The sequence below is a fragment of the Promicromonospora sp. NPDC057488 genome, assembly GCF_042802395.1.
Classification (GTDB): domain Bacteria; phylum Actinomycetota; class Actinomycetes; order Actinomycetales; family Cellulomonadaceae; genus Promicromonospora.
The window spans coordinates 1-23,357 of sequence record NZ_JBHVEG010000099.1 but is presented as its reverse complement, the minus strand read 5'-3'; the positions used below and the strand labels follow the sequence as shown (position 1 = coordinate 23,357).

At 71.1% G+C, this 23,357-nt stretch carries 24 protein-coding genes and 1 tRNA gene; 7 read left to right on the top strand and 18 right to left on the bottom strand.

All coding sequences use genetic code 11. The annotated features are described in order from the left end of the window. Positions 1-47: 47 nt before the first annotated feature. Genes ACFU5G_RS19195 through ACFU5G_RS19185 form a run of 3 tightly spaced genes read right to left on the bottom strand, consistent with a single transcriptional unit; the run spans position 48 to position 2,358 of the window. On the bottom strand, positions 48-728 hold the full coding sequence (locus ACFU5G_RS19195; RefSeq protein WP_377248252.1) for a CE1759 family FMN reductase: 681 nt from the start codon (positions 726-728) through the stop codon (positions 48-50). Then, positions 725-1,168, bottom strand: coding sequence for a MarR family winged helix-turn-helix transcriptional regulator (locus ACFU5G_RS19190; RefSeq protein WP_377248249.1), 444 nt, complete (start codon positions 1,166-1,168; stop codon positions 725-727). Before ACFU5G_RS19190 ends, ACFU5G_RS19195 begins: the two co-directional genes overlap by 4 nt. 2 nt (positions 1,169-1,170) lie before the next feature. Next, complete coding sequence (locus ACFU5G_RS19185) at positions 1,171-2,358, bottom strand: CE1758 family FMN-dependent luciferase-like monooxygenase (protein WP_377248246.1); 1,188 nt, start codon at positions 2,356-2,358, stop codon at positions 1,171-1,173. Positions 2,359-2,573: 215 nt separating this feature from the next. Here ACFU5G_RS19185 and ACFU5G_RS19180 point away from each other — a divergent pair, with 215 nt between their 5' ends. Then, on the top strand, positions 2,574-5,270 hold the full coding sequence (locus ACFU5G_RS19180; RefSeq protein WP_377248243.1) for a polysaccharide lyase family 1 protein: 2,697 nt from the start codon (positions 2,574-2,576) through the stop codon (positions 5,268-5,270). Between the two features lie 71 nt (positions 5,271-5,341). Here the strand turns inward: ACFU5G_RS19180 and ACFU5G_RS19175 are convergent, their stop codons facing one another. The 8 genes from ACFU5G_RS19175 to ACFU5G_RS19140 all read right to left on the bottom strand — a co-directional run bounded on the left by ACFU5G_RS19175 (position 5,342) and on the right by ACFU5G_RS19140 (position 10,135). Then, positions 5,342-5,881 (bottom strand): DUF6879 family protein, encoded by a 540-nt coding sequence (locus ACFU5G_RS19175; RefSeq protein WP_377248240.1) that lies wholly within the window; start codon positions 5,879-5,881, stop codon positions 5,342-5,344. After that, complete coding sequence (locus ACFU5G_RS19170; protein WP_377248237.1) at positions 5,878-6,666, bottom strand: HAD family hydrolase; 789 nt, start codon at positions 6,664-6,666, stop codon at positions 5,878-5,880. The genes ACFU5G_RS19175 and ACFU5G_RS19170 overlap by 4 nt, the downstream gene beginning before the upstream one ends. Positions 6,667-6,764: 98 nt before the next feature. Next, the gene (locus tag ACFU5G_RS19165; RefSeq protein WP_377248234.1) at positions 6,765-7,292 is read right to left on the bottom strand and encodes an Ltp family lipoprotein; all 528 of its coding nucleotides are present in this window, start codon (positions 7,290-7,292) and stop codon (positions 6,765-6,767) included. A gap of 89 nt (positions 7,293-7,381) precedes the next feature. Continuing rightward, positions 7,382-8,200: an HAD family hydrolase gene (locus ACFU5G_RS19160; protein ID WP_377248231.1), complete on the bottom strand. Its 819-nt coding sequence runs from the start codon at positions 8,198-8,200 to the stop codon at positions 7,382-7,384. 45 nt (positions 8,201-8,245) lie between these two features. Then, the gene (locus ACFU5G_RS19155; protein ID WP_377248258.1) at positions 8,246-9,175 is read right to left on the bottom strand and encodes a helix-turn-helix domain-containing protein; all 930 of its coding nucleotides are present in this window, start codon (positions 9,173-9,175) and stop codon (positions 8,246-8,248) included. After that, a complete protein-coding gene (locus ACFU5G_RS19150) occupies positions 9,111-9,605 on the bottom strand; it encodes a DUF6879 family protein (RefSeq protein WP_377248228.1) in 495 nt (164 codons plus the stop codon). Before ACFU5G_RS19150 ends, ACFU5G_RS19155 begins: the two co-directional genes overlap by 65 nt. Before the next feature lie 35 nt (positions 9,606-9,640). Beyond that, positions 9,641-9,871: a hypothetical protein gene (locus ACFU5G_RS19145; RefSeq protein ID WP_377248225.1), complete on the bottom strand. Its 231-nt coding sequence runs from the start codon at positions 9,869-9,871 to the stop codon at positions 9,641-9,643. Positions 9,872-10,061: 190 nt separating this feature from the next. Further along, positions 10,062-10,135: transfer RNA gene (locus tag ACFU5G_RS19140), tRNA-Ile, on the bottom strand. 159 nt (positions 10,136-10,294) lie between these two features. Between ACFU5G_RS19140 and ACFU5G_RS19135 the strand changes: the two genes are divergently transcribed. The 5 genes from ACFU5G_RS19135 (at position 10,295) to ACFU5G_RS19115 (ending at position 15,879) form a co-directional block, all read left to right on the top strand. After that, the gene (locus tag ACFU5G_RS19135) at positions 10,295-11,893 is read left to right on the top strand and encodes an MFS transporter (RefSeq protein ID WP_377248222.1); all 1,599 of its coding nucleotides are present in this window, start codon (positions 10,295-10,297) and stop codon (positions 11,891-11,893) included. A 90-nt stretch (positions 11,894-11,983) separates the two neighbouring features. Next, positions 11,984-13,222 (top strand): RtcB family protein, encoded by a 1,239-nt coding sequence (locus ACFU5G_RS19130; RefSeq protein WP_377248219.1) that lies wholly within the window; start codon positions 11,984-11,986, stop codon positions 13,220-13,222. A gap of 145 nt (positions 13,223-13,367) precedes the next feature. Further along, positions 13,368-13,958: a potassium channel family protein gene (locus tag ACFU5G_RS19125; protein WP_377248217.1), complete on the top strand. Its 591-nt coding sequence runs from the start codon at positions 13,368-13,370 to the stop codon at positions 13,956-13,958. Positions 13,959-14,005: 47 nt separating this feature from the next. Then, positions 14,006-15,019, top strand: coding sequence for a DUF5819 family protein (locus tag ACFU5G_RS19120; RefSeq protein ID WP_377248214.1), 1,014 nt, complete (start codon positions 14,006-14,008; stop codon positions 15,017-15,019). After that, the gene (locus tag ACFU5G_RS19115) at positions 15,016-15,879 is read left to right on the top strand and encodes an HTTM domain-containing protein (protein ID WP_377248211.1); all 864 of its coding nucleotides are present in this window, start codon (positions 15,016-15,018) and stop codon (positions 15,877-15,879) included. The genes ACFU5G_RS19120 and ACFU5G_RS19115 overlap by 4 nt, the downstream gene beginning before the upstream one ends. An 86-nt stretch (positions 15,880-15,965) precedes the next feature. Here ACFU5G_RS19115 and ACFU5G_RS19110 read toward each other — a convergent pair whose 3' ends face one another. From ACFU5G_RS19110 to ACFU5G_RS19080, 7 genes are all read right to left on the bottom strand, one after another. Continuing rightward, complete coding sequence (locus tag ACFU5G_RS19110) at positions 15,966-16,463, bottom strand: DUF3145 domain-containing protein (protein ID WP_377248207.1); 498 nt, start codon at positions 16,461-16,463, stop codon at positions 15,966-15,968. 277 nt (positions 16,464-16,740) lie between these two features. Beyond that, positions 16,741-17,226, bottom strand: coding sequence for a peptide deformylase (gene def, locus ACFU5G_RS19105; RefSeq protein WP_142037654.1), 486 nt, complete (start codon positions 17,224-17,226; stop codon positions 16,741-16,743). 111 nt (positions 17,227-17,337) lie between these two features. Further along, the gene (fabF, locus tag ACFU5G_RS19100) at positions 17,338-18,582 is read right to left on the bottom strand and encodes a beta-ketoacyl-ACP synthase II (protein ID WP_377248204.1); all 1,245 of its coding nucleotides are present in this window, start codon (positions 18,580-18,582) and stop codon (positions 17,338-17,340) included. A gap of 130 nt (positions 18,583-18,712) precedes the next feature. Continuing rightward, positions 18,713-18,961: an acyl carrier protein gene (locus ACFU5G_RS19095; protein WP_020014121.1), complete on the bottom strand. Its 249-nt coding sequence runs from the start codon at positions 18,959-18,961 to the stop codon at positions 18,713-18,715. 124 nt (positions 18,962-19,085) lie between these two features. Further along, the gene (locus ACFU5G_RS19090) at positions 19,086-20,087 is read right to left on the bottom strand and encodes a beta-ketoacyl-ACP synthase III (RefSeq protein ID WP_377248201.1); all 1,002 of its coding nucleotides are present in this window, start codon (positions 20,085-20,087) and stop codon (positions 19,086-19,088) included. Beyond that, positions 20,084-21,070 (bottom strand): ACP S-malonyltransferase, encoded by a 987-nt coding sequence (locus ACFU5G_RS19085; RefSeq protein WP_377248198.1) that lies wholly within the window; start codon positions 21,068-21,070, stop codon positions 20,084-20,086. Before ACFU5G_RS19085 ends, ACFU5G_RS19090 begins: the two co-directional genes overlap by 4 nt. Positions 21,071-21,199: 129 nt before the next feature. Then, positions 21,200-22,333, bottom strand: a complete 1,134-nt coding sequence (locus ACFU5G_RS19080; protein ID WP_377248255.1) for a PucR family transcriptional regulator — start codon at positions 22,331-22,333, stop codon at positions 21,200-21,202. A gap of 246 nt (positions 22,334-22,579) precedes the next feature. Between ACFU5G_RS19080 and ACFU5G_RS19075 the strand changes: the two genes are divergently transcribed. Then, entirely contained in the window at positions 22,580-23,269 is a 690-nt protein-coding gene (locus ACFU5G_RS19075; RefSeq protein WP_377248195.1) for a hypothetical protein, read from the top strand. Positions 23,270-23,357 lie beyond the last annotated feature (88 nt).

Here is a 23,357-nt window from a genome sequence, read left to right as displayed (position 1 = left end):
CTACGGGGCGCCGGACCGGCGTCGTCGTGGTCGGCGGCGGGTTCCGCTCAGCGGCCGCCCCCGGCGGCGAGCCGCATGAGGTCCGTCGTGAAGTCGACGTCCGCGACCGACTTCTCGGCGCGCGTCGCGTTCCCCGAGAACTGGTGCTGGTACCCGTCCCAGGCGGTGTCCGCGATCTGGTGGCCCACACCGCTGCGCAGCAGCAGCGTGAGCTCGGTCGCGGCGCGCGTGACCCGCCGGCCGAGGTCGGGGGAGCCCCAGTCCTCCGGCGTCGCGTACACCGAGGTGGGCACGGGCAGGGCGCGCAGGAACGCGAACAGCGGGCGGAGCTGCTCGTCGGGCACCATGGCGTGCCGGGCGCTGCCGCCTGTGGCCGCCAGCACCACGGGCCTGGCCACGAGCAGGTCGTTGTCGAGCACGTCGGCGAATGACTTGAACAGGCCGCTGATCCCGGCCTTGTAGACCGGCGTGCTCGCGATGACGGCGTCCGCCGCCGCGAGCCGCGCGATGGCGCGCTTCAGGTCCTCGCCGGGGAAGCCCGACACGAGGGCCCGCGCGATGTCGACGGCGAGCGGGCCGAGCTCGACGACGCTCGCCGTGGCCGGCATCCCGGCCTCCCGCAGCAGGTCGAGCGACTTCTGCGTGATCCGGTCGGCCAGCAGCCGGGTCGACGACGGCTCGCTCACCCCCGCGCTGACCACCACGAGGTTCAGCGGTTCGACGGTCATGGCTGACGGCTCCCTTCGAGCAGTGCGGTGGACAGGTCCCGGAGCGTCTCGAGCTGCGTCCGGCTCAGGGCGCGGGTCATGGCCCGCGCCACGTGGTCCGCGTGCTGGGCGCCGATCCGGCGCTGGATCGCGGCGCCGTCCGCGGACAGGCGCAGGCGACAGGCGCGGCCGTCGTCGGGGTCGTCCCCGCGGACGACGAGGCCGCGCTGCTCCATGCGGGCGACGAGGCGCGAGACGCCCGCCTGGGTGAGCAGCACGTCGTCGATCAGGTCCTTCATGCGCAGGCCGTCCGGGGCGGTGGAGAGGGCGTAGAGCACGCCGTACTCGTTGGGCAGCAGGTCCGCCCAGATGTCGGCGGCCTCGAACTCGCGCGCGATGGTGGCCTGGGCCCGGAAGAGCGCCTCCCAGGCCTCGTTCGCGAGCCGCGTGGTGCCGGCCATCGTCAGGCCACCGCCGGGAACCGGGCCTGCACGGCGGCGTCGGTGTCCTGGTAGGGCGAAGGGCCCGACAGGTTGTCGCCGCGGTTCGGGTTCGGCCGGGGCTGGCGCGGCTCGGCGTCGCCGTACTTGGCGGTGATCAGGCTGGCGTGCGTCGGGGCGTCAGGGACGCCGGGCGCGCGGCGCGACTCCATCTCCTTGCGCAGCACCGGGACCACCTCGGTGCCGAGCAGCTCCACCTGCTCCAGGGCCATCTCGACGGACATGCCCAGTCCGTCCAGGTTGAAGAGCTGGCGCTGGTAGTCACCGAAGCCTTCCTGGAAGGTCAGGACCTTGTCGATGATCTGCTGCGGGCTGCCGACGGTCAGCGGCGTGTCGCGCATGTAGTCCTCGAGCTTCATGCCGCGGAACAGCGCGTAGTTCTCGAAGTAGGGGCGGAACGTGTCCACCGCGTCCTGCGACCGCTTCGCGATGAACGCCTGGCCGCCGAGGCCCACGATCGCCTGGTCGGCGCGGCCGTGGCCGTAGTGCTCGAACCGCTGCCGGTAGAAGTCGACGAGCGGCTTGAAGTGGAAGTTGGGCGCCAGCACGTGGTTCGCGAAGTACCCGTTGCCGTAGTAGGCGGCCTGCTCGGCGATCTCGGGGGTGCGGATCGAGCCGTGCCAGACGAACGGCGGCACGTCGTCCAGCGGGCGCGGGGTGGCGGTGAAGCCCTGCAGCGGGGTGCGGTACTGGCCCTCCCAGTCCACGACGTCCTCGCGCCAGAGCTGGTGCAGCAGGTTGTAGTTCTCCAGGGCGAGCCCGACGCCGTCGCGGATCTTCTTGCCGAACCACGGGTAGACGGGCGCGGTGTTGCCGCGGCCGACCATGAGGTCGAGCCGGCCCTTGGCCAGGTGCTGGAGCGTCGCGTAGTCCTCGGCGATCTTCACCGGGTCGTTGGTGGTCATCAGGGTGACCGACGTGCTCAGCACGATGTTCTTCGTCACCGCGGCGATGTGGCCGAGCAGCGTCGTGGGGGAGGACGGGATGAACGGCGGGTTGTGGTGCTCGCCGATGGCGAAGACGTCCAGGCCCACCTCGTCGGCGCGCTGCGCGATGCGCACGATGTTGCTGATCCGCTCCGCCTCGCTCTGCGTGTATCCGGTGACCGGGTCGGGCGCGATGTCGCCGACGCCGAAGATTCCGAACTGCATGGGGTTCGCCTTCCGAGCGATGAGTTGCATGACTGGTTATGCATCCCAACAACATGACTGGTCATGTATTCCCCGGTGCTCGTGGACCCGGGCGAGGGAGGGGGTTGCCATCCGAGAAACCGGTTACTAGGATCTGGGAAACCGGTTACCCGTATTCACCCGCTGCGCGCACCACAGCAATGTCCCGCATTCAACGACGAACGTGAGGCAATGAGATGAGACGACCAAGAGCTGTCCAGTTCCTCTCGGCGGTGGCCGCGACGGCCCTCGCCGTCGCGATCGGGGTGACCGCACAGTCCGTCCCCGACGCCGCGGCCGCCACCGGCTCGGCCACGGGCTACGCGACCCAGAACGGCGGTACCACCGGCGGCGCCGGGGGCCAGACGGTCCGGGCCACGACCGGCACCGCGATCCACACCGCGCTGTGCAGCCGGGCCAGCAGCAGCACCCCGATCATCATCGAGGTGTCCGGCACCATCAACCACGGCAACACCAGCAAGGTCTCGGGCGACAGCTGCAGCACGGCCGACGACGTGATCGAGCTCAAGCAGATCAGCAACGTCACGATCGTCGGCGTCGGCAGCGGTGCCGTGTTCGACCAGATCGGCATCCACATCCGCGAGTCCAGCAACATCATCATCCAGAACGTCACCGTCCAGAACGTGAAGAAGTCGGGCTCGCCGACGTCGAACGGCGGCGACGCGATCGGCATGGAGAGCGGCGTCCGCAACGTGTGGGCCGACCACCTCACGCTGCTGGCCTCGGGCGGCGAGTCGGAGGGCTACGACGGCCTGTTCGACATGAAGAACGACACCAAGTACGTGACCCTCTCGTACAGCATCCTGCGCAACTCGGAGCGCGGCGGCCTGATCGGGTCCAGCGAGAGCGACCTCTCGAACGGCTTCGTCACCTTCCACCACAACCTGTACCAGAACCTCAACTCCCGCACGCCCCTGCTGCGCGGCGGCATCGCGCACATCTACAACAACCACTACGTGGGGCTGGTCGAGTCGGGCATCAACTCGCGGGCCGGCGCCAAGGCGAAGGTGGACAACAACTACTTCGAGGACTCCAAGGACGTGCTCGGCACGTTCTACACCGACCAGGCGGGCTTCTGGCAGGTCGCGGGCAACGTCTTCGACAACGTCACCTGGTCCAGCCCGGGGGAGGACAACAACCCCGCGGGACCGAACCCGACGTCGAACACCTCGGTGAGCATCCCCTACTCGTACCCGCTGGACGCCGCGAGCTGCGTGCCGACCGTCGTCGCCGAGACGGCGGGGGCGAACACCGGGCTGCAGGTCTCGGACGGCAGCTGCACGCCGACGGACCCGACCGATCCCACGGACCCGACCGACCCCACGGACCCGACGGACCCGACCGACCCGACCGACCCGCCGACCGGGGCCAACCTGAGCCTCGGCGCCGGCGCCGACGGTTCCAGCAAGGCGAGCGGCACGAGCTACGGCAACGTGCTCGACGGCGACACGAGCACGTACTGGTCGCCGGCGGGCGCCACGGGCCGGGTCTCGGTCAAGTGGGGCAGCGCCACGACGGTGTCGGCGATCAATGTCCGGGAGGCGTCCGGCGCCGTCGGGAACATCGGCTCCTGGCGGGTCGTGAACAACGGCAACGGCGCCGTGCTGGCCACGGGCAGCGGGGCCGGCGTCATCAGCTTCGCGGCTACCTCGCTGACCAAGATCAACTTCGAGATCACCAGCTCCTCGGCCACGCCGCGGATCGCGGAGCTCGAGACGTACGCGAGCGCCGCCCCCGGCGGCGAGGAGCCGGGCGGTGAGGACCCGGGGGAGGAGCCCGGCGAGCAGCCGAGCGCGGACGCCCTGTTCGTGGCGCCGGGCGGTACCGACGGTGCTTCGGGGACCGAGTCCGACCCGACGACGCTGGCCTCGGCGATCGACCGGATCGAGCCCGGCGGTGCCATCTCGGTGCGGGGCGGCACGTACAACCTGTCGCAGACGCTCGACATCGCGCCGGGCAACAGCGGCACCTCCGGCAACCGGACCGAGCTGTTCGCGTACCCGGGAGAGCGGCCGGTGCTGAACTTCTCGGCCCAGAGCGAGGACCCCGCCAACCGGGGCATCGCGATCGGCGGCGACTGGTGGCACCTGCGCGGCCTCGTCGTCGAGCACGCCGGTGACAACGGCATCCTGCTGGGCGGGGACAACAACATCATCGAGCGCGTGGTGACGCGGTTCAACCACGACTCGGGCCTGCAGATCTCGCGGTACACCGCCGGGGCGCCGAGCAGCGAGTGGCCGTCGAACAACCTCGTCGTCTCCTCGGAGTCGCACGACAACGCCGACTCCGACGGGGAGGACGCCGATGGGTTCGCGCCCAAGCTCACCGTGGGCAGCGGGAACGTCTTCCGGTACACCGTGTCCCACAACAACATCGACGACGGCTGGGACCTGTACACCAAGGACGACACCGGCCCCATCGGCGCGGTGACCATCGAGGACTCGCTCTCGTACGAGAACGGGACCCTGTCCGACGGCTCGCAGGCCGGCAACGGCGACCGCAACGGCTACAAGCTCGGCGGCGAGGACATCGCGGTCAACCACGTCGTGCGCCGCAGCATCGCCTACGACAACGGCAAGCACGGCTTCGGCTACAACCGGAACCTGGGGTCGCTGACGGTGTCGAACAACCTGAGCATCGGCAGCGCGGAGCGCAACTTCAACTTCGACGGCGGCTCGTCGACGTTCCGCGACAACACGTCCTGCAACAGCGGCTCGAACGACCGCATCATCGGGACCGACGCCGGCGGCAACCAGTGGTGGTCCGGCTCGAACGGGTCCCGGTGCGCGCAGTACTCGGGGGCGCTGGACTGGTCGTTCGCCTCGGATGGCCGGCTCGTGGTGACGATCGGGGGGAACGAGGTCGACCTGTAGGTCCTCGGCTGACGGGGAGCCCTGGGGAGCGCGGGTGCGCGCTTCCCAGGGCTCAGCCCTGTTCTGGCCGTTCAGCGTCGGTCGAGGTGTTCCACGGCGAACTCGTCTCTCGCGACGGATCGATGCCAGGCGGCGTCGCGCTGGTGGTTGAGTTCGACCAGGACGTTCGGGTCGTCGATCAGGGTGGAGCTGACCGCCACGCCGTCGTCGAAGGACATCCGGGCTGCCCTGCGCGAGTCGAACAGCCAGTGGTCGAACTCCGGCAGCCCGGCTGCGTCGTCGCGGGCGAGGTAGCGGATGTCCTCGCCCGCCTCGTTGTTGAAGGCGGCGGTCCACAGTCCGAACCGGTTGTAGTCGGACAGCGGCAGCGACACGACCCGCACCCGCCTGACGATCTTGCCCTCGGCGACCCGCTCCCGGATCGTGGCCAGCCAGCCCTCCAGCCACGCCATGTCCGTGGTCCCGTCCGCGAGGTACCGCCGCAGGGGCTCACGCAGGTTCGGCGAGTTGTACCGCTCGAGCAGCTCGAGGCGGAACGCGGTGTGCTCGCACTCGGCGAAGAGCTGGCCCAGGTCGGGCGCGGGTGGGTTTTGTGCCGAGGCCGGGCTCATGTCAGCAGCGACCGCAGGACGGTCGCGGCGCCGTCGTCGTCGATCGATCCCGTGCTGTAGGTCGCGGCCGCGACGACCGACGGCGCGGCGTGTCCCATGGCGAAGTCGTGCGAGGCCCACCGGAACATCTCGAGGTCGTTCTCGCCGTCGCCGATCGCGACCGTGCGGCCCGGCTCGACGCCGAGGTCTTTACGTATCTTCTCCAGCGCGGAGGCCTTGGAGATCCTGGGCGGGGTGACGTCGACCCAGTCGAGCCGGGGCGCGACCGCGGTCAGGCCACACGCGAGCAGCGCACGGACGATCTGGTGAGCGCCGGGCCCGTGCAGGGCGATCCTGGGCGTCGGGTTGACCAGGAACTCGCCGAGCGGGGCCTGGCGCTGGGCGCCGTTGAGCTCGTGCCTGGGGAACGGGGCACTGACCCGCCAGCCGACGCCGACGATCTCGGCGGCGATACGTACCGCTGCCGCCGCCCGCATCGCGATGTCGATGACGGTCGCGGTGTCGACCCGGTGTTGCTCGACGACCTGGTAGCGGTCGCCGACGAGGTGCACCGTGATCGCGCCGTTGCTCGTGACCATCCACGCGTCGTGCAGGCCGAGCTGCAGGGCCGCGGACACCGCGCCCTTCACGGACCGGCCCGTCGCCAGGACGATGTGGTGCCCGGCGCGCAGCACCTCCTGCGTCGCACTGTGCACGGCCGGCGTCGGCGGCTGCCCGGTGCGCAGGAGAGTCCCGTCGATGTCGCACGCGATCATCAGTCGACTGTTCCGGGGCCCGGTCGTCATGTTGTGCAGGCTAATTGGCTGCTCACGCTCCGGCCAGGAGCGGAGGAGGTGGTTTTTTCGCTGCCTGCGGTGTCTGCTGGGACCTCGCGCGACGCGAGCTACAGGCCGGTCTGGTCGACGCCGTAGGTTGCTTGTTCCACGGTGAACTGGTCGCCGTACTCGGACGAGAGCTGATCGATGAGGCCTTGTCGACTGAACGAGTCATAGTCCAGGTATTCCTGAGCGGCCTTGGCCGCCTGCTCGTTCCAGTCGACGTCCAGCGAGTCGACGGCGAACTCGGCATCCTCCACAGGAAAGGCGTCACCGTACTCGCTGGAGAGCTGGTCGATCAGGCCCTGCCGTGAGAAGGCCTGGTAGTCGAGGTAGTCCTGCGCAGAGACGATGGCCTGCTGCTGGGACTCTGTGAGTTCGGGCTCGGCCTTCTCCTCCTCCTTCGTTTCGGTCGACTCCTTCGACTCCTTCGACTCCTTCGACTCCTTCGACTCCTTCGGCTTCGAGGCCGGGGCGGAAGTTGTGGTCTCGGCGGTCGCTGCCTCGTCCGTGACGGGTTCCGTCGGCACAGAGCATGACGCGAGACCGAAGGTCAGGGCCAGGGCGGTCAGGCTCGCGGCGATCGTGGTACGCATGGGCTTGCCTCTCCGCGGGTGAGGGCGCGTTACCCATGTAGGGAGGATCGAAAGGGGTCGGCGGGACGCCAGTCGGGTGGGGCCGGACGCTATCCGAGCAGCGACAGCAGGGCGCTCGCAGCGCCCTCGTCGTCGAGCGATCCCGTGCGGTGTGTCGCGGCCGCGAGGACGAACGGTGAGGCGTGGCCCATGCCGACGGCGCGCGCGGCCCACCCGAACATCTCGATGTCGTTCTCCCCGTCGCCGATCGCCACCGTGCGCTCGGTGTCGACACCGAGCTCGATGCGGACCTTCTCCAGCGCGGAGGCCTTGGAGATCTGGGGTGGCGTGACGTCGACCCAGTCGAGCCGGGTCGCGATGGCGGTGACGCCCTGTGCGATGAGCGCGGGGACCATGCGGTAGGCGTCGGGCCCGTGCAGGGCGATCCGCGGCGTCGGGTTCGCCAGGAACTCGTCGAGCGGCGCCTGCCGCTGGGCGCCGTTGAGCTCGTGCCCGGGAAACGGGGCGCTCACCCGCCAGCCGACGCCGACGATCTCGGCGGCGACCCGGACCGCAGGCGCCTCTCGCAGCGCGATGCCGATGACCGCCGCGGCGTCGACGGCGTGTTCCTCGACCACCTGGTAGTGCTCGCCGACCAGGTGCGCGGTGACCGCGCCGTTGCTCGTGACCATCCAGACGTCGCGCAGGCCGAGCTGCAGCGCCGCGGACACGGCGCCCTTCACGGACCGGCCCGTCGCCAGGACGATGTGATGCCCGGCCCGCAGCACCTCCTGCGTCGCGTGCCGCACGGCCGGCGTCGGCGGGCGCCCGGTGCGAAGCAGGGTTCCGTCGATGTCGCACGCGATCATGAGCGGCGCACCGTCGCTGGTGCGCCGCGTCTCGTGTGGCTCAGGTTGCTTCGAGGTCACGTCAAGGACAGTAGGGCCGCCGGCCGACGGCGGCGAGGAACTTGCTCACGATTGCTCCGGCCGGTCCGGAGTGTGCTCCACCTGGCCCATGAGCTCCTCGGCGACCCTGGTGAGGTGCGCACGGGCCTTGCGGTCGTAGTCGGCGTCCAACGCGAGCGTTTCGAACACCTTGGTGTACAGCTCGACCTCGCCGGGCTGGGCGAGGTTGAGCTCGGCAGAGAAGGTCTCGACCTGAACGAGGTCGTCGTCGTGGATCCAGAATCCGTGTGCCGGGGCGATGGCGTAGCGCTTGTCGAACGGGATGACCCCGAGCCGGACGTTGGGAAGCATCGACAGCGAGATCAGCCGGTCGACCTGGCCGACCATCACGTCGGGCGGGCAGAGGGCGTACCGCAGCACTGCCTCGGTGATGACCATGTGGAACCGTTTGCCCGGCTGGTACAGGATCTCTTGCCGACGCATCCGTTCTGCCACCGCGGCGTCGATGTCCCGGCGGTGCCCGAACTTGTGCGTGACCTCGGTGAACCGATGCCGTGCGTACCCCGGGGTCTGGAGCAGTCCAGGAACAAAGGTCGGCTCGAACGCCCGAAGAAGCTCCGTGGTCTCCTCTCGGCGTGCCGTCTGTGCCTGGACGCTCGCGACGCCGCCGCGGAACTGCCGCTGCCACTCCGCGTGCCGGGTCTCCAACGTGTGCAGGGCCGCCAGAAGGCCTTCGGTCTCCTGCTCGGCGCTCGAGGCCCGACACCACGCACGGATGTCGTCGTCCGACGGGGTCTGCCGGGAGTGCTCGATCTTGGAGACCTTGGAGGGCTGCCAGGACAGGGACAGGGCGAGCTGCTGACCTGTCAGGCCAGCAGCTCGCCGTAGCTCACGCAGGCGCCTCGCGAGCGCGTCGCGCGCGTCGTTGACGTCAGTGCTCGTCGATGTGTTCCGCGGCAAAGTCATCTCTCGGGATCGCGCGGTGCCAGGCGGCATCACGCTGGTAGTTGAGCTCGACCACGACGGCCGGGTCCTCGATCAGCTCGACGCCGAGGAAGGTGTCCACGTCGTCGAAGTGCATCTTGCCGACGGTCCGGGAGTCGAACAGCCAGTAGTCGAACTCGGGTAGGTCAACGGCATCCTGACGTGCAACGTACCGGATGTCCTCGCCGGCCTCGTTGGCGAGCCGGGCGACACCGAGGGAGAACCGGACGTAGTCGCTCAGCGGCACCGAGACGACGCGGACGCGGTGGAAGGCGCGGCCGTTTGCGGTCGTCGCGCGGATGGACGCCAACCAGTTCTGGAACCACCCCATGTCGACCGACTCGCCGGCGAGGAACTGCTGGAACGCGGTCTCCTCGGTCGGCGAGGCGTACGAGTCACGTGTCTCCAGGCGGAACGCAGAGTGCTCGTACTCCTTCAGCATCCGGCTGAACTCCGGACCCGGCGGGATGAGCGTGCTCAGAGCACTCCCTCCTGGTACCGGCGCGCCCACATCTTGATGACGTCCTCCGGGATCTCGATGATCGCCTCGTGGTCGGGGACGTCACCGACGTCAGCGAGCACCTGAGGGTCGGTGACCTTCCAGCCCTGGGCGATATAGGTCACCCGATCCGTGCGATCTGTGGCGAAGAGGGTCGGTGAGTTGCCCTCGTTCGACTCGGGATCCTTGCCGAGAAAGTGTGCGCGCATCTTCCAACCTCATCCTTGCTCGGAATCAGAGAAATATTGCTCCGCAAGCGTGGCATCCCTGTATGCGAGCGTCAAGAGTGGGCGTGTGAGACGGACGGTGCGCAGTCTCGCCGCGGATGAGGCGGCGCGCTGGATCGCGGTGAGCGCGGCCGCCGTCGGCCGCCCGCACCGGAAGATCCAGGACCTTAGGTGCCCCGTCTCGGACTTGAACCGAGGACCAAAAGATTATGAGTCTCCTGCTCTGACCAGCTGAGCTAACGGGGCTTGCGGCACCAAGCCGCGCAAGGATCCTACTGCCTCAGGCGGTTCCCGCAGGTGGGGAGCCCGCTCGGCGCGACGCCGTCCGGCTGGGTACGCTCGAGACGAGCGACGGGTGGCACCGCCGGGGGCTGCCGACCCGCCCCGTGAGCCAAGGGCGGCGACATGAGTACCCAACCTGGCGACGGCGCCGAGGCCGTGACCGCGCACAGCCGGCGGCTGATGCTGCTGCTGTCCGCCGCGATGTTCGTGCTGGTGGTCGACACCTCGCTGATGAACGTGTCGATCTCCGCCGTCATCCGGGACCTGGACACCACGGCCGGGGGAGTGCAGTCCGCGATCGCGCTCGAGGCGCTGGTCTCGGCCGCGTTCATCCTGATCAACAGCAAGGTGGGCGACCTGATCGGGCGCAAGCGCGCCTACGTCCTCGGGCTGCTCGCGTACGCCACCGGGGCGCTGGCCATGACCCTGGCGCAGAGCCTGACGGCGATCATCATCTTCTGGGCGATCATCGGCGGGCTCGGCGCCTCGCTGCTGCTGCCCGCGATGCAGTCGCTGATCCACGGCAACTTCGAGGGCCCCGCCCAGAAGCAGGCGTACGCCATGGTCGGCGCCGCGGCCGCGATCGCCGCGGCCGTCGGCCCGCTGCTGGGCGGGTTCGTCACGACCTACCTGTCGTGGCGGGTCGGGTTCGGGCTGGAGGCGCTCATCATCGTGATCGTCCTGAGCCAGATCCGGCTCGTGCGCGACGTCCCGTACACGGGCGACCGCCAGGTCGACGTCGTCGGCGCGATCCTGTCCGTGATCGGCATGGGCGGCGTGGTGCTCGGCATCCTGGTCTGGCAGGAGGGCGGTGAGCTCGTCGGGGTGCTCATCGTGATCGGGGTGGCGGCGCTGGCAACGCTCGCCCGCTGGCTCGTGCGCCGCGTCCGGGAGCACAAGGTCCCGCTGCTCGACCCCGGCCTGTTCCGGCACCCCACGTTCACCACCGGGATCACCGGCCAGATGCTCCAGCAGGTCACCCTGGGCGGCGCCATGATCGCCCTGCCGCTGTTCCTGCAGATGACGCTGGAGTACAACGCCCTGGAGGCCGGCCTGGCCCTGACGCCGCTCTCGCTGACGATGTTCGGGGCCGCGCTCGTCGCCGGGCGCAGGGCCGGCAACCGCCGTCCGGCCGCGATCATCCGCACCGGGTTCCTGCTGGCCGGCCTCGGTATCGCCGTCATCATCCCGTTCGTGCCGCGCGTGGACAGCGGCTGGTACCTCGTGCTGCCGCTCGCGATCACGGGCTGCGGGCTGGGCCTGCTGGTCTCGCAGCTCAACAACTACACTCTGGCCCCCGTCGAGGAGGAGCGGGTCAGCGAGGCCGCGGGCGTGAACTCGGCCGCCGGGTCCTTCGGCCTCTCGTTCGGCCTGGCCATGTCGGGCGGCATCCTGCTCGCGTCCCTCGCGCTCGGCTTCAACGAGCTCACCCAGCAGAGCCAGGTCATCCCCGCCGCCGAGCAGCAGCAGATCGCCGCCGCGCTCGAGACCGACGCCGAGGTGATGAGCAACACCCAGCTCGCCGAGCAGATCACCGGCCAGCCGCCCGCCGTCGAGGCCGAGGTGCTGGCCATCAACGAGGAGGCCCGCAACCGGTCGCTGCAGGTGGCGCTGCTGGTCCCGCTGCTCGCCGGCCTCGTCGGGCTCGGCAATTCCGTCCGCATGATGCGGCTGCCGGACCAGAAGCCGTCGTCGTCCCTGGACGGGACCGACCTGGGCTGAGAACCGGGCTGACGCCGAAAAGTCCTGGCGCACCTCCGCCGTCCGCCCTTAGGTTCTGCGAGCCATCCCCTACAGAACTGGAGCACTCCCATGTCCTCGGACTTCCCGGTCGCCCTGTCGGGCGCCCGGGCCCAGACCCTCATGTGGGCGCACGAGCACGACGTCGACCACGCGGCACTGAACCAGCTGCGCAACATCTCCGCCCTGCCCTGGGTCGAGGGCGTCCGCGTGATGCCCGACGTCCACCTCGGCAAGGGCGCGACCGTCGGCTCCGTCATCGCCATGCGCGACGCCGTGTCGCCCAACGCCGTCGGCGTCGACATCGGCTGCGGCATGATCGGCGTCCGCACCTCGCTCACCGCCGCCGACCTGCCCGACGACCTCTCCCGCCTGCGCAAGCGGATCGAGGCCGCGATCCCGGTCGGCTTCCACTCCCACGAGGAGCAGGTCGACCTGCTCCGGCTGCGGCCCGTCAAGGGCTCGGGTGGACAGGAGCGGCTGCGCGGCGAGAACGCGTTCTGGGACCGGTTCGAGACACTGAACCCGAAGGTGCGGCAGCTCGAGACCCGGGCGCGCAAGCAGCTCGGCTCGCTCGGCGGCGGCAACCACTTCGTCGAGGTCTGCCTGGACCAGGACGACCAGGTCTGGCTCCAGCTCCACTCCGGCTCCCGGAACATCGGCAAGGAGCTCGCCGAGCACCACGTCCGCATCGCCAAGGACCTGGAGCACAACAAGGGCCTCGTGGACCGCGAGCTCGCCGTGTTCCTCGCCGGCACGCCCCAGATGGACGCGTACCTCAACGACCTGTGGTGGGCCCAGGAGTACGCGGCTCGCTCGCGGGCCGTCATGATGGCGCTCGCCGTCCAGGCGGTCCGGGACGAGTTCGCGGCCATGTCCGACGGCGGCCGGGAGATCACCTTCGACGAGGGCGTGAACGTGCACCACAACTACGTGGCGCGCGAGCAGATCGACGGCGCGGAGCTGATCGTCACCCGCAAGGGCGCGATCCGGGCCGGCCAGGGCGACCTGGGCCTGATCCCCGGGTCGATGGGCACGGGCTCCTACGTGGTGCGCGGCCTGGGCAACCCGCAGTCGTACTGGTCGGCGTCGCACGGCGCGGGCCGGCGGATGTCGCGGACCAAGGCCAAGAAGGAGTTCACCCTGGACGACCTCGCGGCCCAGACCGCGGGCGTCGAGTGCCGCAAGGACCAGGGCGTGCTGGACGAGATCCCCGGCGCCTACAAGGACCTCGACGCCGTGATCGCCGCGCAGTCCGACCTCGTCGAGGTCGTGGCGCGGCTGCGCACGGTGCTCTGCGTCAAGGGCTGAGGTTCTTCGCCTGCACGACTGACCGAACGACGGCGGCCGCCGTGATCCCGGGAGGGGTCGCGGTGGCCGCCGCGTGCGTCCCGGGTCACTCTGGATGCTCAGGGTGGTTGCTCAGGTTGGACGCCCGGTGCAGGAGGTGGCCCACGTGGACGGACACGAACCGCAGCAGGGCGACGTCGCCGCGAACCACGACGTGCGGTCCCTGCCCAAGCGGCGCCGCCGGACCCTGATCACCCTGGGCCTGCTGCGGGCGTTCGCGACGTCGGCCCTGCTGGTGGCGCTCTACTACGTGCTCCCGCTCGACCGGTTCTCGGTGCCGTCGCTCGCGCTGGTCCTGGCGGTCGGTCTCGCGGCGCTCGGCGCGACGTCGTACTGGGAGATCCGGTCCATCGTCCGGTCCCGGTTCCCGGGCATGCGGGCGGTCCAGGCGCTCGCGACGCTCGTCCCGTTCTTCCTGCTCCTGTTCGCCTCGACGTACTTCACGCTCAGCGACCGCGAGCCGGCGACGTTCAGCGAGACCCTCAGCCGCACCGACGCCCTCTACTTCACGATCTCGACGTTCGCGACGGTCGGCTTCGGGGACATCGTGGCCCAGACCGACGCCGTGCGGCTGCTCGTCTCCGGGCAGATCCTGCTCGACCTGGTCATTCTGGGCCTGGGGATCCGGGTGCTCCTCGGCGCGGTCCAGCGGGGCCGGTCGGGCGGGCCTGACCGGGACTCGGCGCCCGGGCGCTGAGGGGGCGAACTGTCGCCGGGCACCGGGTCTCTGGCACCCTGTGCGCGGTGAGCACCACCCCGGGCGAGACTCCTGCCCAGCACCGCCCGACGACGACGCCGGGTCAGCCGGCCGTCCCGTCCGTCCCGGCGCGGGTCCGTGGGCTGGTCGTCGTGGTCTGGGTCGTGCTGCTCGCGCACCTCGCGGCCACGTTCGTCTGGGCGGCGCCGGGCTACCTGACCGGGCGGCCCGCGGGGGAGTCCACCGGGGACGCGCCGACGACGGCCGTGCACCGGGCGCTGGAGCCCTACATGACGCCCGTGTTCGCGCAGAACTGGTCGGTCTTTGCGCCCTCGCCGCTGCACGTCGAGTACTCCCTGCGCGTGCGGGGCGTCTACGCCGGCGCGCCCGACGGCGACCTGGTGCCCGGGCCCTGGGTCGACGCCACGGCGGTCGAGGTCCGGGCGCTCACCGGGCACGTGCTCCCGGCGGCGACCGACCGCCCGTCCCGCCGGCTCGCGTCGGACCTGCGGACCGCGTTCCTGGAGCTGCCCGAGGAGGGGCGGGCGGTGGTGCTGGTGTCGGCGGGGTCGGCGGGTTCGGGGGGTTCGGCGGGGTCGGCGGGGTCGGCCGGTTCGGCGGCGGACGGCGGTTCGGGTGGCTCCTTTGCGGCCGGCCCCTGGCCCGGTCTGCGCGAGGCCTTGCTCGACGCCGGCGGCGCGCCCGACGTCGTCGACGACTACCTGGGCAAGGACCGCGCCGTGGCCGCGTACGCGACGCAGGTGTTGCGGGCCTACGGGGACGGCGCCGCGCCGGCCGCAGCTGAGTCGGCGGCCTCTCCGGCTGGGGCCGAGCCGGTCTATGTCCAGGCGAGCATCCTGCGGCAGGAGGTCGCGCCGCAGGGGAGCGGCGCGCGGCCCGCGCCGTCCGAGCTCGTGCTCGGCGCGCGCCCGCCCGTCGTCGTGCCCGGCCAGGACGACGCCGCGTTCCGCCGGACGTGGACGGCCCTGCGGGGTGACGTCGTCGTCGGCGAGGGCGAACCTGGCGACGTCGGCCCGGTCGGTCCGGAGTCCACCCCGTGACCCGCCTCGACGTGACCCGCCTGTTCGACGCCGGCATCCGCTGGATGACCCTGCGCGCCCACGCGACCTACGGCGTCGCCCTGATGCGCATCGCTCTTGGCCTCGGTATCGCCGGGTACGTCGCGGTGAACTTCCCGGCACGCCAGGCCCTGTGGGGCACCGGCGCCCGCTGGGCCACGCCGCTCGGCGGGCACGCCCTGGCCGCCGGACCGCTGCTCACGGCCGGCTGCGTGGCGCTGCTCCTGGTGGCGGTCCTCGTGGCGATGGGCTGGCGTGCCCGGTTCACGGTGCCGCTGCTCCTGCTCGGCTGGTGGGGCCTGACCGCGATCAACCCCCTGGTCGCCGACCAGGGCGACAACATCTCGCGGATCCTGCTGGTCTACCTCTGCTTCGCGGACTCCTCCGCCCGCCTGTCCCTGGACGCCCGCCGCCGGCGGAGCAGACCGGGCCGGACGCAGGTGCGCAACGTGCTGCACAACGCCGCCGTGCTGGCGGTGGGCGCGCAGATCTGCCTGGTCTACGTGCTCTCGGGGCTGTTCAAGCTCCAGGGGCCCGAGTGGCGCGACGGCTCGGCGGTGTACTACCCGCTGGCGCTGCCACAGTTCCGGCCGTGGCCGCCGCTGGCCGACCTCGTCGCGAGCCACGGGTGGCTCGTGGCCGCCGTGACGTGGGGGACGCTCGCGCTGCAGCTCACGTTCCCGCTCCTGCTGCTGCAGCGGCACCTGCGCGTGGCCGCGGTCGGCGGGGCGCTCCTCATGCACGCCGGCATCGCCGTCGTCATGGGCCTGCCGTTCTTCTCGCTCTTCATGATGGCGGGCGACTGCCTCTTCGTCCGCCCGCCCCGGCGCCGAACGCAGTGAGCACAGCAGCTGCTGCCAGAACGGGCCGCGTTCTGGCAGCAACTGCTGTGCTCGACGCCGGATCGACCGGGTCAGCCCAGGCCGGGTCAGCCCACCTGGTGGAGCCAGCGGACCGGGGCGCCCAGGCCGGCGTAGCGGAACGGCTCCAGCTCGTCGTCCCAGGCGGCGCCCAGGGCGAGGTCGAGAGCGTCCCGCATGGCGCGGGGGTCGGCGAGCTCCAGGGCGGAGCGGACGCGGTCCTCCGGCACCACGACGTTGCCGTGCACGTCGGTCATGGCGTGGAAGATGCCGAGGTCGGGCGTGTGCGACCAGCGGGCGCCGTCGGCCCCGTTGCTCGCGTCCTCGGTGACCTCGTACCGCAGGTGGGACCACCCGCGCAGGGCGGACGCCAGCTTGGCGCCCGTGCCCTGCGGACCCTGCCACGAGTACTCGGCGCGGTACAGGCTGCGCCCAGCAGGCTGTGCGGTCCAGTCCATGGAAACGCGCACGCCTAGTACGTTCCCCGCGGCCCACTCGATGTGGGGACACAGGGCACGAGGTGCGGAATGCACAAAAAGCACACCCCGCGTGATGACACCGGCCATGTCTTCCTCCCTGGATCGAGGTACGTCTTCCCCTACGTCCTCACCAGGGCGGTGACGCTGTGGTCGGCTGCACAGCGGTGCTTCGGACCACATCCTGCCCGATCCATCCGTGACATGCGAGGCGAAACGGTGCGCATGCTGTCGAAAGAATCACTTCGTACGACGAGTTCGTGCGGCACATTCTTGCCTAAAGGGACGTACCGCCACTAGTACCCGGACGAATCTCCTGATGACTCATCCCACATGAGCGATATGTACTAAATGGAGCCGGGCTCCCTCACAGGCGCGCGCGAAGCTCCCGCATCGCGGCCCGGCGGGTCTCCTTCTGCAGGCGGTCCAGGTAGACCATGCCGTCCAGGTGATCCGTCTCGTGCTGGAGGCAGCGCGCCATGATCCCGGTGCCCTCGACCGTGACCGGCCGGCCGTCCAGGTCGATGCCCTCGACCCGCGCGTAGTTCGCGCGCACGGTCGGGTACCAGAGCCCCGGCACGGACAGGCAGCCCTCGCCGCCGTCCTGCAGCTCCTCGCCGAGCTCGACGATGCGCGGGTTGATCACGTAGCCGATCTCGCCCTCGATGTTCCACGAGAAGGCCCGCAGCGAGACACCGATCTGGTTGGCGGCCAGCCCGGCGCGCCCCTCGTCGTCGACGGTCTCGACCAGGTCGGCGATGAGGCCGCGTACGCGGTCGTCGATCGTCGTCACGGTGTCGCACGGGGTGCGCAGCACAGGGTCGGGAACCACTCGGATCTCACGCATTGCCATGGTGACATTCTTCCATGTCAGGAGGAGGGGGGCCGCGAGGCACCCCGACATGTCAGACGCTCAGGCCACCGAAGGTGACCTGAGCGTCTGACACGTGCGGACGGGGGAGCCTCAGGCGTTCTGGATGACCAGCGCGACGTTGTGGCCGCCGAACCCGAACGAGTTGTTGATCGCGGCGATGTCGCCGCCCGGCAGCTTGGCCGGCTCGTTGCGCACGAGCGGCACCTGCAGCTCGGGGTCGGGGTTCTCGACGTTGATCGTCGGCGGGGCCAGGCGCTCGGCCACGGCCTTGACCGCGAAGACCGACTCGATGGCGCCGGCGCCGCCCAGCAGGTGGCCGGTCATCGACTTGGTCGCCGAGAGCTGCACGTGGTCGGCGTCCGACCCGAAGAGCTTGCGGATCGAGGCGGTCTCGGTGAGGTCGCCCACCTTGGTCGAGGTGGCGTGCGCGTTGACGTGCACGACGTCGGAGGCGGTGACGCCGGCGTCCTCCATCGCGAAGCGCATGGCGGTCACCTGGCCGGTGCCCTCGGGGTCCGGGGAGGTGATGTGGTACGCGTCGGACGACAGGCCCACGCCGCCGACCTTGGCGTAGACGCGGGCGCCGCGGGCGGCGGCGTGCTCCGCGCTCTCCAGCACCAGGACCGCCGCGCCCTCGCCGAGGACGAAGCCGTCCCGGTCGATGTCGTACGGGCGGGAGGCGTGCTGCGGGTCGTCGTTGCGCAGCGAGAGCGTGCGCGACGCCGCGAACGCGGCGAGCGGCATCGGGTGGATCGACGCCTCGGTGCCGCCGGCGACGACGACGTCGGCCCGGCCGGAGCGGATCATCTCGGCGGCGTAGCCGACGGCCTCCGCGCCGGAGGCGCAGGCCGAGACCAGCGCGTGCGTGCCGGCGCGGGCACCGATCTCGAGCGACACGTAGGCCGTCGGCGAGTTCGGCATGAGCATGGGGACGGTCATGGGCAGCATGCGGCGGGCGCCACGCTCACGGAGCGTGTCCCAGCCGTCCAGGATGGTCTGGATGCCGCCGATGCCCGAGGAGACCACGGCGCCGAGCCGCTCGCCCGCGACCTCGGGGCTGCCCGCGTCGGCCCAGGCCTCGCGGGTCGCGACGATCGCGTACTGCGCGGACGGGTCCATGCGCTTGGTCTCGGGGCGGGACAGGACCTCGGCCGGGTCCACCTTGATGGTGGCGGCGAAGTTCACGGGGATCCCGTACTTCTCGGCCCAGTCGTTCTCGAGGGTGCGCGCCCCTGATACGCCGGCGAGCGCGGCCTCCCACGTGGATGCCACGTCCCCGCCGATCGGGGTGGTGGCGCCGAGGCCAGTGACGACGACTTCGCGTGCGGAGGTCATGATGATGCTCCCGAGGGTGTGGGACGAATGGGGGCAGGTGCTAAAGGATGCTGCCGGTGGGCAGCGATGCCCGACGGCGGCGCGGGCCGGTGGATCTCAGCCGGCCGCGCGGCCGCCGTCGGGGGGCGGCTCAGTCCTGGGCGCCCTTGATGAAGCTCACTGCGTCACCGACGGTCGCGAGGTTCTTGACCTCCTCGTCCGGGATGCGAACCCCGAACTTGTCCTCGGCGTGCGTGACGATGGTCATCATCGACAGGGAGTCGATGTCGAGGTCGTCCGTGAAGGACTTCTCGAGCAGGACGTCGGCCGTGTCGAGGCCCGTCTCCTCGGCGACGATCTCGGCGAGGCCCTCGAGGATCTCCTGGTCCGTGTTGGCCATGGGACTTCCTTATCTTTCGGTAACGGTCACCGGCGCCGTCGGGCACCGGAGTCTTGCTGGTCAGATCTTGGCGCATCCCGCGACCGGAATGCACAACGGGTCACGTCCGTGGACCGTCCAACGGCTACGGCAGCACCACGACCTGTGCCGCGTAGACGAGGCCCGCGCCGAACCCGATCTGCAGGGCCAGGTCGCCGGAGTTCGCCTGTCCCTCGGACAGGAGCCGCTCGGCGGCCAGGGGGATCGACGCGGCGGACGTGTTGCCGGTCTCGGCGATGTCCCGTGCGATCACCACGGTATCCGGCAGACCGAGCTGCTTCTTCATCTGGTCGATGATGCGCATGTTGGCCTGGTGCGGGATGAAGACCTGGATGTCCTGGGCGGTGACGCCGGCCTCGGCCATCGCCTTCTCGGCGATGGGGGCCATCTGGAAGCTCGCCCACTTGAAGACCGTCTGGCCGTCCTGGCGCAGCGTGGGCCAGCCGAGCGAGGGGTCCTCGCGCAGCTCGGTCCAGGAGTGCGTCTGGCGGATCGCGGTGGCCTTGGAACCGTCCGAGCCCCACACCGTCGGGCCGATGCCCGGCGTGTCCGAGGGGCCGACGATCGCGGCGCCCGCGCCGTCGCCCAGCAGGAACGAGATGGAGCGGTCGGTCGGGTCGATGATCTCGCTGAGCTTCTCGGCGCCGATCACCAGCACGTGGCGGGCGAGCCCGGCGCGGACCAGGGCGTCCGCCTGACCGATGCCGTAGGCGTAGCCGGCGCACGCGGCCGACACGTCATAGGCCGCGGCGGGCGTCGCGCCGATGCGCTCGGCCAGGATCGCGGCCCCGGACGGCGTCATGTGCATGTGCGTGATCGTCGACAGGATGACCGCGTCGATGTCGGCGCCGGTGAGGCCGGCGGCGGCCAGCGCACGGTTCGAGGCGGCCTCCGCGAGGTCGAGCATGTCCTTGTCGGCGCCGGCCCGGCGCCGGGTGACGATGCCGGTCCGCTGGCGGATCCACTCGTCCGAGGAGTCGATGGGGCCCGCGATGTCGTCGTTCGTGACGACGAGCTCACCGCGCTCCGCGCCGATCGCCAGGATCCGCGAGAACTGGGTGGGCTGGGCCTGCTGGAGGGAGGTCACTGGTCTGCTCCGGTCGCACTCGTGCCGCTGGAAAGGGCGTTGCTGTGTGCCGCGATGAGCTCGCGGGCCGCGTCGAGGTCGGCGGGCGACTTGACCGCCACCGTCTCGACACCCTTCAGGCCGCGCTTGGCCAGACCCGTCAGGACGCCGCCGGGGGCGAGCTCCAGCAGGCCCGTGACGCCGCGCTCGGCGAGGTTCGTCATGATCAGGTCCCAGCGCACCGGGGCCGTGACCTGGCCCGCGATGTTGCGCAGCACGTCGGCGCCGGCCCCGTGGCCGTGGGCGCCGCCGGTGTAGGCGGTCCCGTCCAGGTCGGCGAGGAACGGCAGCGTCGGGTCGGCGGCGTCCCAGCCCAGGGCGACCGGCTCGAACTCGGCGCGCGCGGCGTCCATGAACGGCGTGTGGAACGCGCCGGCCACCTGCAGCGGGATGACGCGGGCGCGGGTCGGCGGGTTCTCGGCCAGCTTGGCGAGATCCTCCAGCGCGCCGGCGGCGACCGTCTGGCCGGCGCCGTTCACGTTGGCGGGCCACAGGCCCGCGGCCTCGATCGCGGCCAGCACCTCGTCCGGGTCGCCGCCCACGACGGCGCTCATGCCCGACGGCGCCGCGGCGGCGGCCGTGGCCATCGCCCGGGCGCGGCGGGCGACCAGGCCGGCCGCACCGTCGTCCGTCAGGGCGCCCGCGACCGCGGCGGCCGACAGCTCGCCGACCGAGTGGCCGGCGGTGACGTCGACGACGTCAGCGGCGGCGCGGCCGTCCAGCAGGGCGCGCAGCGCGAGCAGGGAGGTGGTGACGATCAGCGGCTGGGCCACGGCGGTGTCGCGGATCGTGTCCGCGTCCGACGTCGTGCCGTGCGCGACCAGGTCGAGGCCCGCGGCCTCGGAGGCTGCCGCGAGGCGTTGTTCGGTGCCGGGCAGCTCGAGCCAGTCGCTGAGCATCCCGGGGGTCTGAGAGCCCTGTCCAGGGCAGACGACGGCGAGCACGCGTCCACTCTGCCAACCCCGGCCGCTCACGGGACGTCGCGACCTGTACCAACCTGGTCAGGGGCCCTTGTCGGGAACCTACAAGGCGCCCGTTCCGCGCGCAGGTTAGTGACGTACGTCTCGTCGGGTTCAGCCGCGGCCGAGCTGGCCCAGCGCCAGCGCCACCTGCAGCACGAACGACTCGCGCGCGTCGAGCGGGTCCCAGCCCGTGATCTCGGAGACCTTGCGCAGGCGGTAGCGCACCGTGTTGGGGTGAACGTACAGATGACGGGCCGCGGCCTCCAGGGAGCGACCAGTGCCCAGGTAGGCCGAGAGCGTCTCCAGCACGGCGCCGCCCGCGTCCTGCAGCGGGGTGAACGCCTGGGCGATCAGGGTGGCGCGGGCGGTGTAGTCGCCGGTCAGCACGCGCTCGGGCAGCAGGTCGTCGGCCATGACCGGGCGCGGCGCCTGCGGCCACGCCGGGGCGGCCGTGAGCCCGGCGAGGGCCGAGCGGGCCGACCGGGCGGCGTCGGTCAGGCTGGGCACCTGGGTGCCGATCACGACCGGGCCGGTGCCGAACCGGGACAGGAGCGAGCCGGCGGCGGCCACGAGGTCGCCCTCGCCGCCGAGCACCAGGACGAGGCGGTCGCCGTGGATGCCCACGAGGGCGTCGCCGGCGGCGCGGCGGGCCACGCGGCGGATCTCGGCGGTGCGGATCTCGTCGAGCTCCTCGGTGGCGACCCCGACCACGACCAGGGCGTTGCCCTTGCCGCTCCAGCCGAGCGCGGAGATACGGGAGCGCAGCGAGTCGTCGCCGTCACCGCGCACCAGGGCGTCGACCACGAGGGCCTCGAGCCGGGCGTCCCAGGCGCCGCGCCACTCGGCGGCGCGGGCGTAGACCTCGGCCGCGGAGAACGCGACCTCGCGGGAGTAGCGCAGCACGGCCTCGCGCAGGTCCCGCTCGCCGCCGGGGGCAGCGATCCGGTCGGAGTGCGTCTCGACGACGTCGACCACCACGCGCACGAGCTGCAGGGTGTGCTGCAGGGAGATGGAGCGGGTCAGCTCGGTGGGCGCGGCGGCGAAGATCTCGCTCACGCCGTGCGGCGGGCGGTCCGGGTCCGTGAACCACGAGGTGAAGGCGTTGATGCCGGCCTGGGCGACGAGGCCCACGTAGGAGCGGTCCTCGGCGGGCAGCTCGCGGTACCAGTTCAGGTCCTCGTCGAGACGGCGCATCGCGGCGGCGGTCAGCAGGCCGCTGGCCTCGCGGACGCGCTGGAGGTTCATGGGGAAACCGGCAGGGTCCAGTCCGGCGTCGGTCTCGGGCTCGGGTGCCTGGCCGGCGTCCTGATCCGTGCTGCGGTCGGTTACCTGCCCGGCCTCCTGGTCGGTCTCCTGGGCACTGGCTCGAGCGGCCCGTCGTGTTGCTGGCACCCCGGCAGCATACGAGCCCGACTTGTGGGGAGTCCACAAACGGACTTTCGCGACAGTGCTACCCCAGTGCCGACGGGTGAGAAACTGTAGGGTCGAGGCATGGCCCTGATGCACCGGCTCCGTCGCCTCATCCGTCGGCCCTTGTCCGCTTCCACGGTCGGCACGCGCCGGCAGTCACCGTCGGCACCCCGGCGTGGGGACGTAGGGCACGAGGACGCGCTACGCGCGCAGCTCACCGACGATCCCAACAACGAGGAGGCGTTCGCCGCCCTGGCGGAGATCGTCCGCCGTCGGGCCGCCGAGGACCCCACGCTGGACGACCCGCTGCGGGACTCCGACGAGATCCCGGAGTCCAAGCAGCAGGAGGCCGACCTGGCGGTCTGGTCGCTGGCCGAGGAGCTGGCCGGGCACCCGCGCGGCTGGTACCCCCTGATCGAGCTGGGCAGGCTGTCGCTGGCCGACGACCCGGAGGGTGCCGTCCGCCGCTTCATCACCGCCGCCGAGCGCGACCCCGACGGCAACGCCCTGGCCGAGGGGCTCGCCATCCTGCGCGGTGCGGGGATGCCCGTGGAGGCCCTGGGCCTCGGCGTGGGGCACTGGCGGGTGCGGGAGCACTCGCCGGTCGTGGGCAAGCACCTCGTGCTCGCCGCGCTGGAGGCCGGCCGGGTGTTCGAGGCCAAGCAGCACCTGCGGGCCCTGGACCTGCACCCGGACTCGAGGACGGTCAAGCCGCTGCAGGAGGAGCTCGCCAAGGCGATCGCCGCGGCGGAGCAGACGACGCCGAAGTAGAACCGTGGCGAGATAGAACTCTGGCGAAGTAGAACTGCAGCGAAGTAGAACTCTGGCGAAGTAGAACTGCAGCGCACCTCTTGCGGGC

Bases quoted from the DNA above. Each gene is read 5' to 3' on its own strand.
- ACFU5G_RS19110 (WP_377248207.1), bottom strand. From the start codon at position 16,463: ATGGCCGGTGTCATCACGCGGGGTGTGCTTTTTGTGCATTCCGCACCT.
- ACFU5G_RS19130 (WP_377248219.1), top strand. From the start codon at position 11,984: ATGTCCTCGGACTTCCCGGTCGCCCTGTCGGGCGCCCGGGCCCAGACC.
- ACFU5G_RS19150 (WP_377248228.1), bottom strand. From the start codon at position 9,605: ATGCTGAAGGAGTACGAGCACTCTGCGTTCCGCCTGGAGACACGTGAC.
- ACFU5G_RS19145 (WP_377248225.1), bottom strand. From the start codon at position 9,871: ATGCGCGCACACTTTCTCGGCAAGGATCCCGAGTCGAACGAGGGCAAC.
- ACFU5G_RS19170 (WP_377248237.1), bottom strand. From the start codon at position 6,666: ATGACGACCGGGCCCCGGAACAGTCGACTGATGATCGCGTGCGACATC.
- ACFU5G_RS19095 (WP_020014121.1), bottom strand. From the start codon at position 18,961: ATGGCCAACACGGACCAGGAGATCCTCGAGGGCCTCGCCGAGATCGTC.
- ACFU5G_RS19075 (WP_377248195.1), top strand. From the start codon at position 22,580: ATGGCCCTGATGCACCGGCTCCGTCGCCTCATCCGTCGGCCCTTGTCC.
- ACFU5G_RS19165 (WP_377248234.1), bottom strand. From the start codon at position 7,292: ATGCGTACCACGATCGCCGCGAGCCTGACCGCCCTGGCCCTGACCTTC.
- ACFU5G_RS19155 (WP_377248258.1), bottom strand. From the start codon at position 9,175: ATGCCGCCTGGCACCGCGCGATCCCGAGAGATGACTTTGCCGCGGAAC.
- def (WP_142037654.1), bottom strand. From the start codon at position 17,226: ATGGCAATGCGTGAGATCCGAGTGGTTCCCGACCCTGTGCTGCGCACC.
- ACFU5G_RS19175 (WP_377248240.1), bottom strand. From the start codon at position 5,881: ATGAGCCCGGCCTCGGCACAAAACCCACCCGCGCCCGACCTGGGCCAG.
- ACFU5G_RS19135 (WP_377248222.1), top strand. From the start codon at position 10,295: ATGAGTACCCAACCTGGCGACGGCGCCGAGGCCGTGACCGCGCACAGC.
- ACFU5G_RS19180 (WP_377248243.1), top strand. From the start codon at position 2,574: ATGAGACGACCAAGAGCTGTCCAGTTCCTCTCGGCGGTGGCCGCGACG.
- ACFU5G_RS19195 (WP_377248252.1), bottom strand. From the start codon at position 728: ATGACCGTCGAACCGCTGAACCTCGTGGTGGTCAGCGCGGGGGTGAGC.
- ACFU5G_RS19080 (WP_377248255.1), bottom strand. From the start codon at position 22,333: ATGAACCTCCAGCGCGTCCGCGAGGCCAGCGGCCTGCTGACCGCCGCC.
- fabF (WP_377248204.1), bottom strand. From the start codon at position 18,582: ATGACCTCCGCACGCGAAGTCGTCGTCACTGGCCTCGGCGCCACCACC.
- ACFU5G_RS19185 (WP_377248246.1), bottom strand. From the start codon at position 2,358: ATGCAGTTCGGAATCTTCGGCGTCGGCGACATCGCGCCCGACCCGGTC.
- ACFU5G_RS19190 (WP_377248249.1), bottom strand. From the start codon at position 1,168: ATGGCCGGCACCACGCGGCTCGCGAACGAGGCCTGGGAGGCGCTCTTC.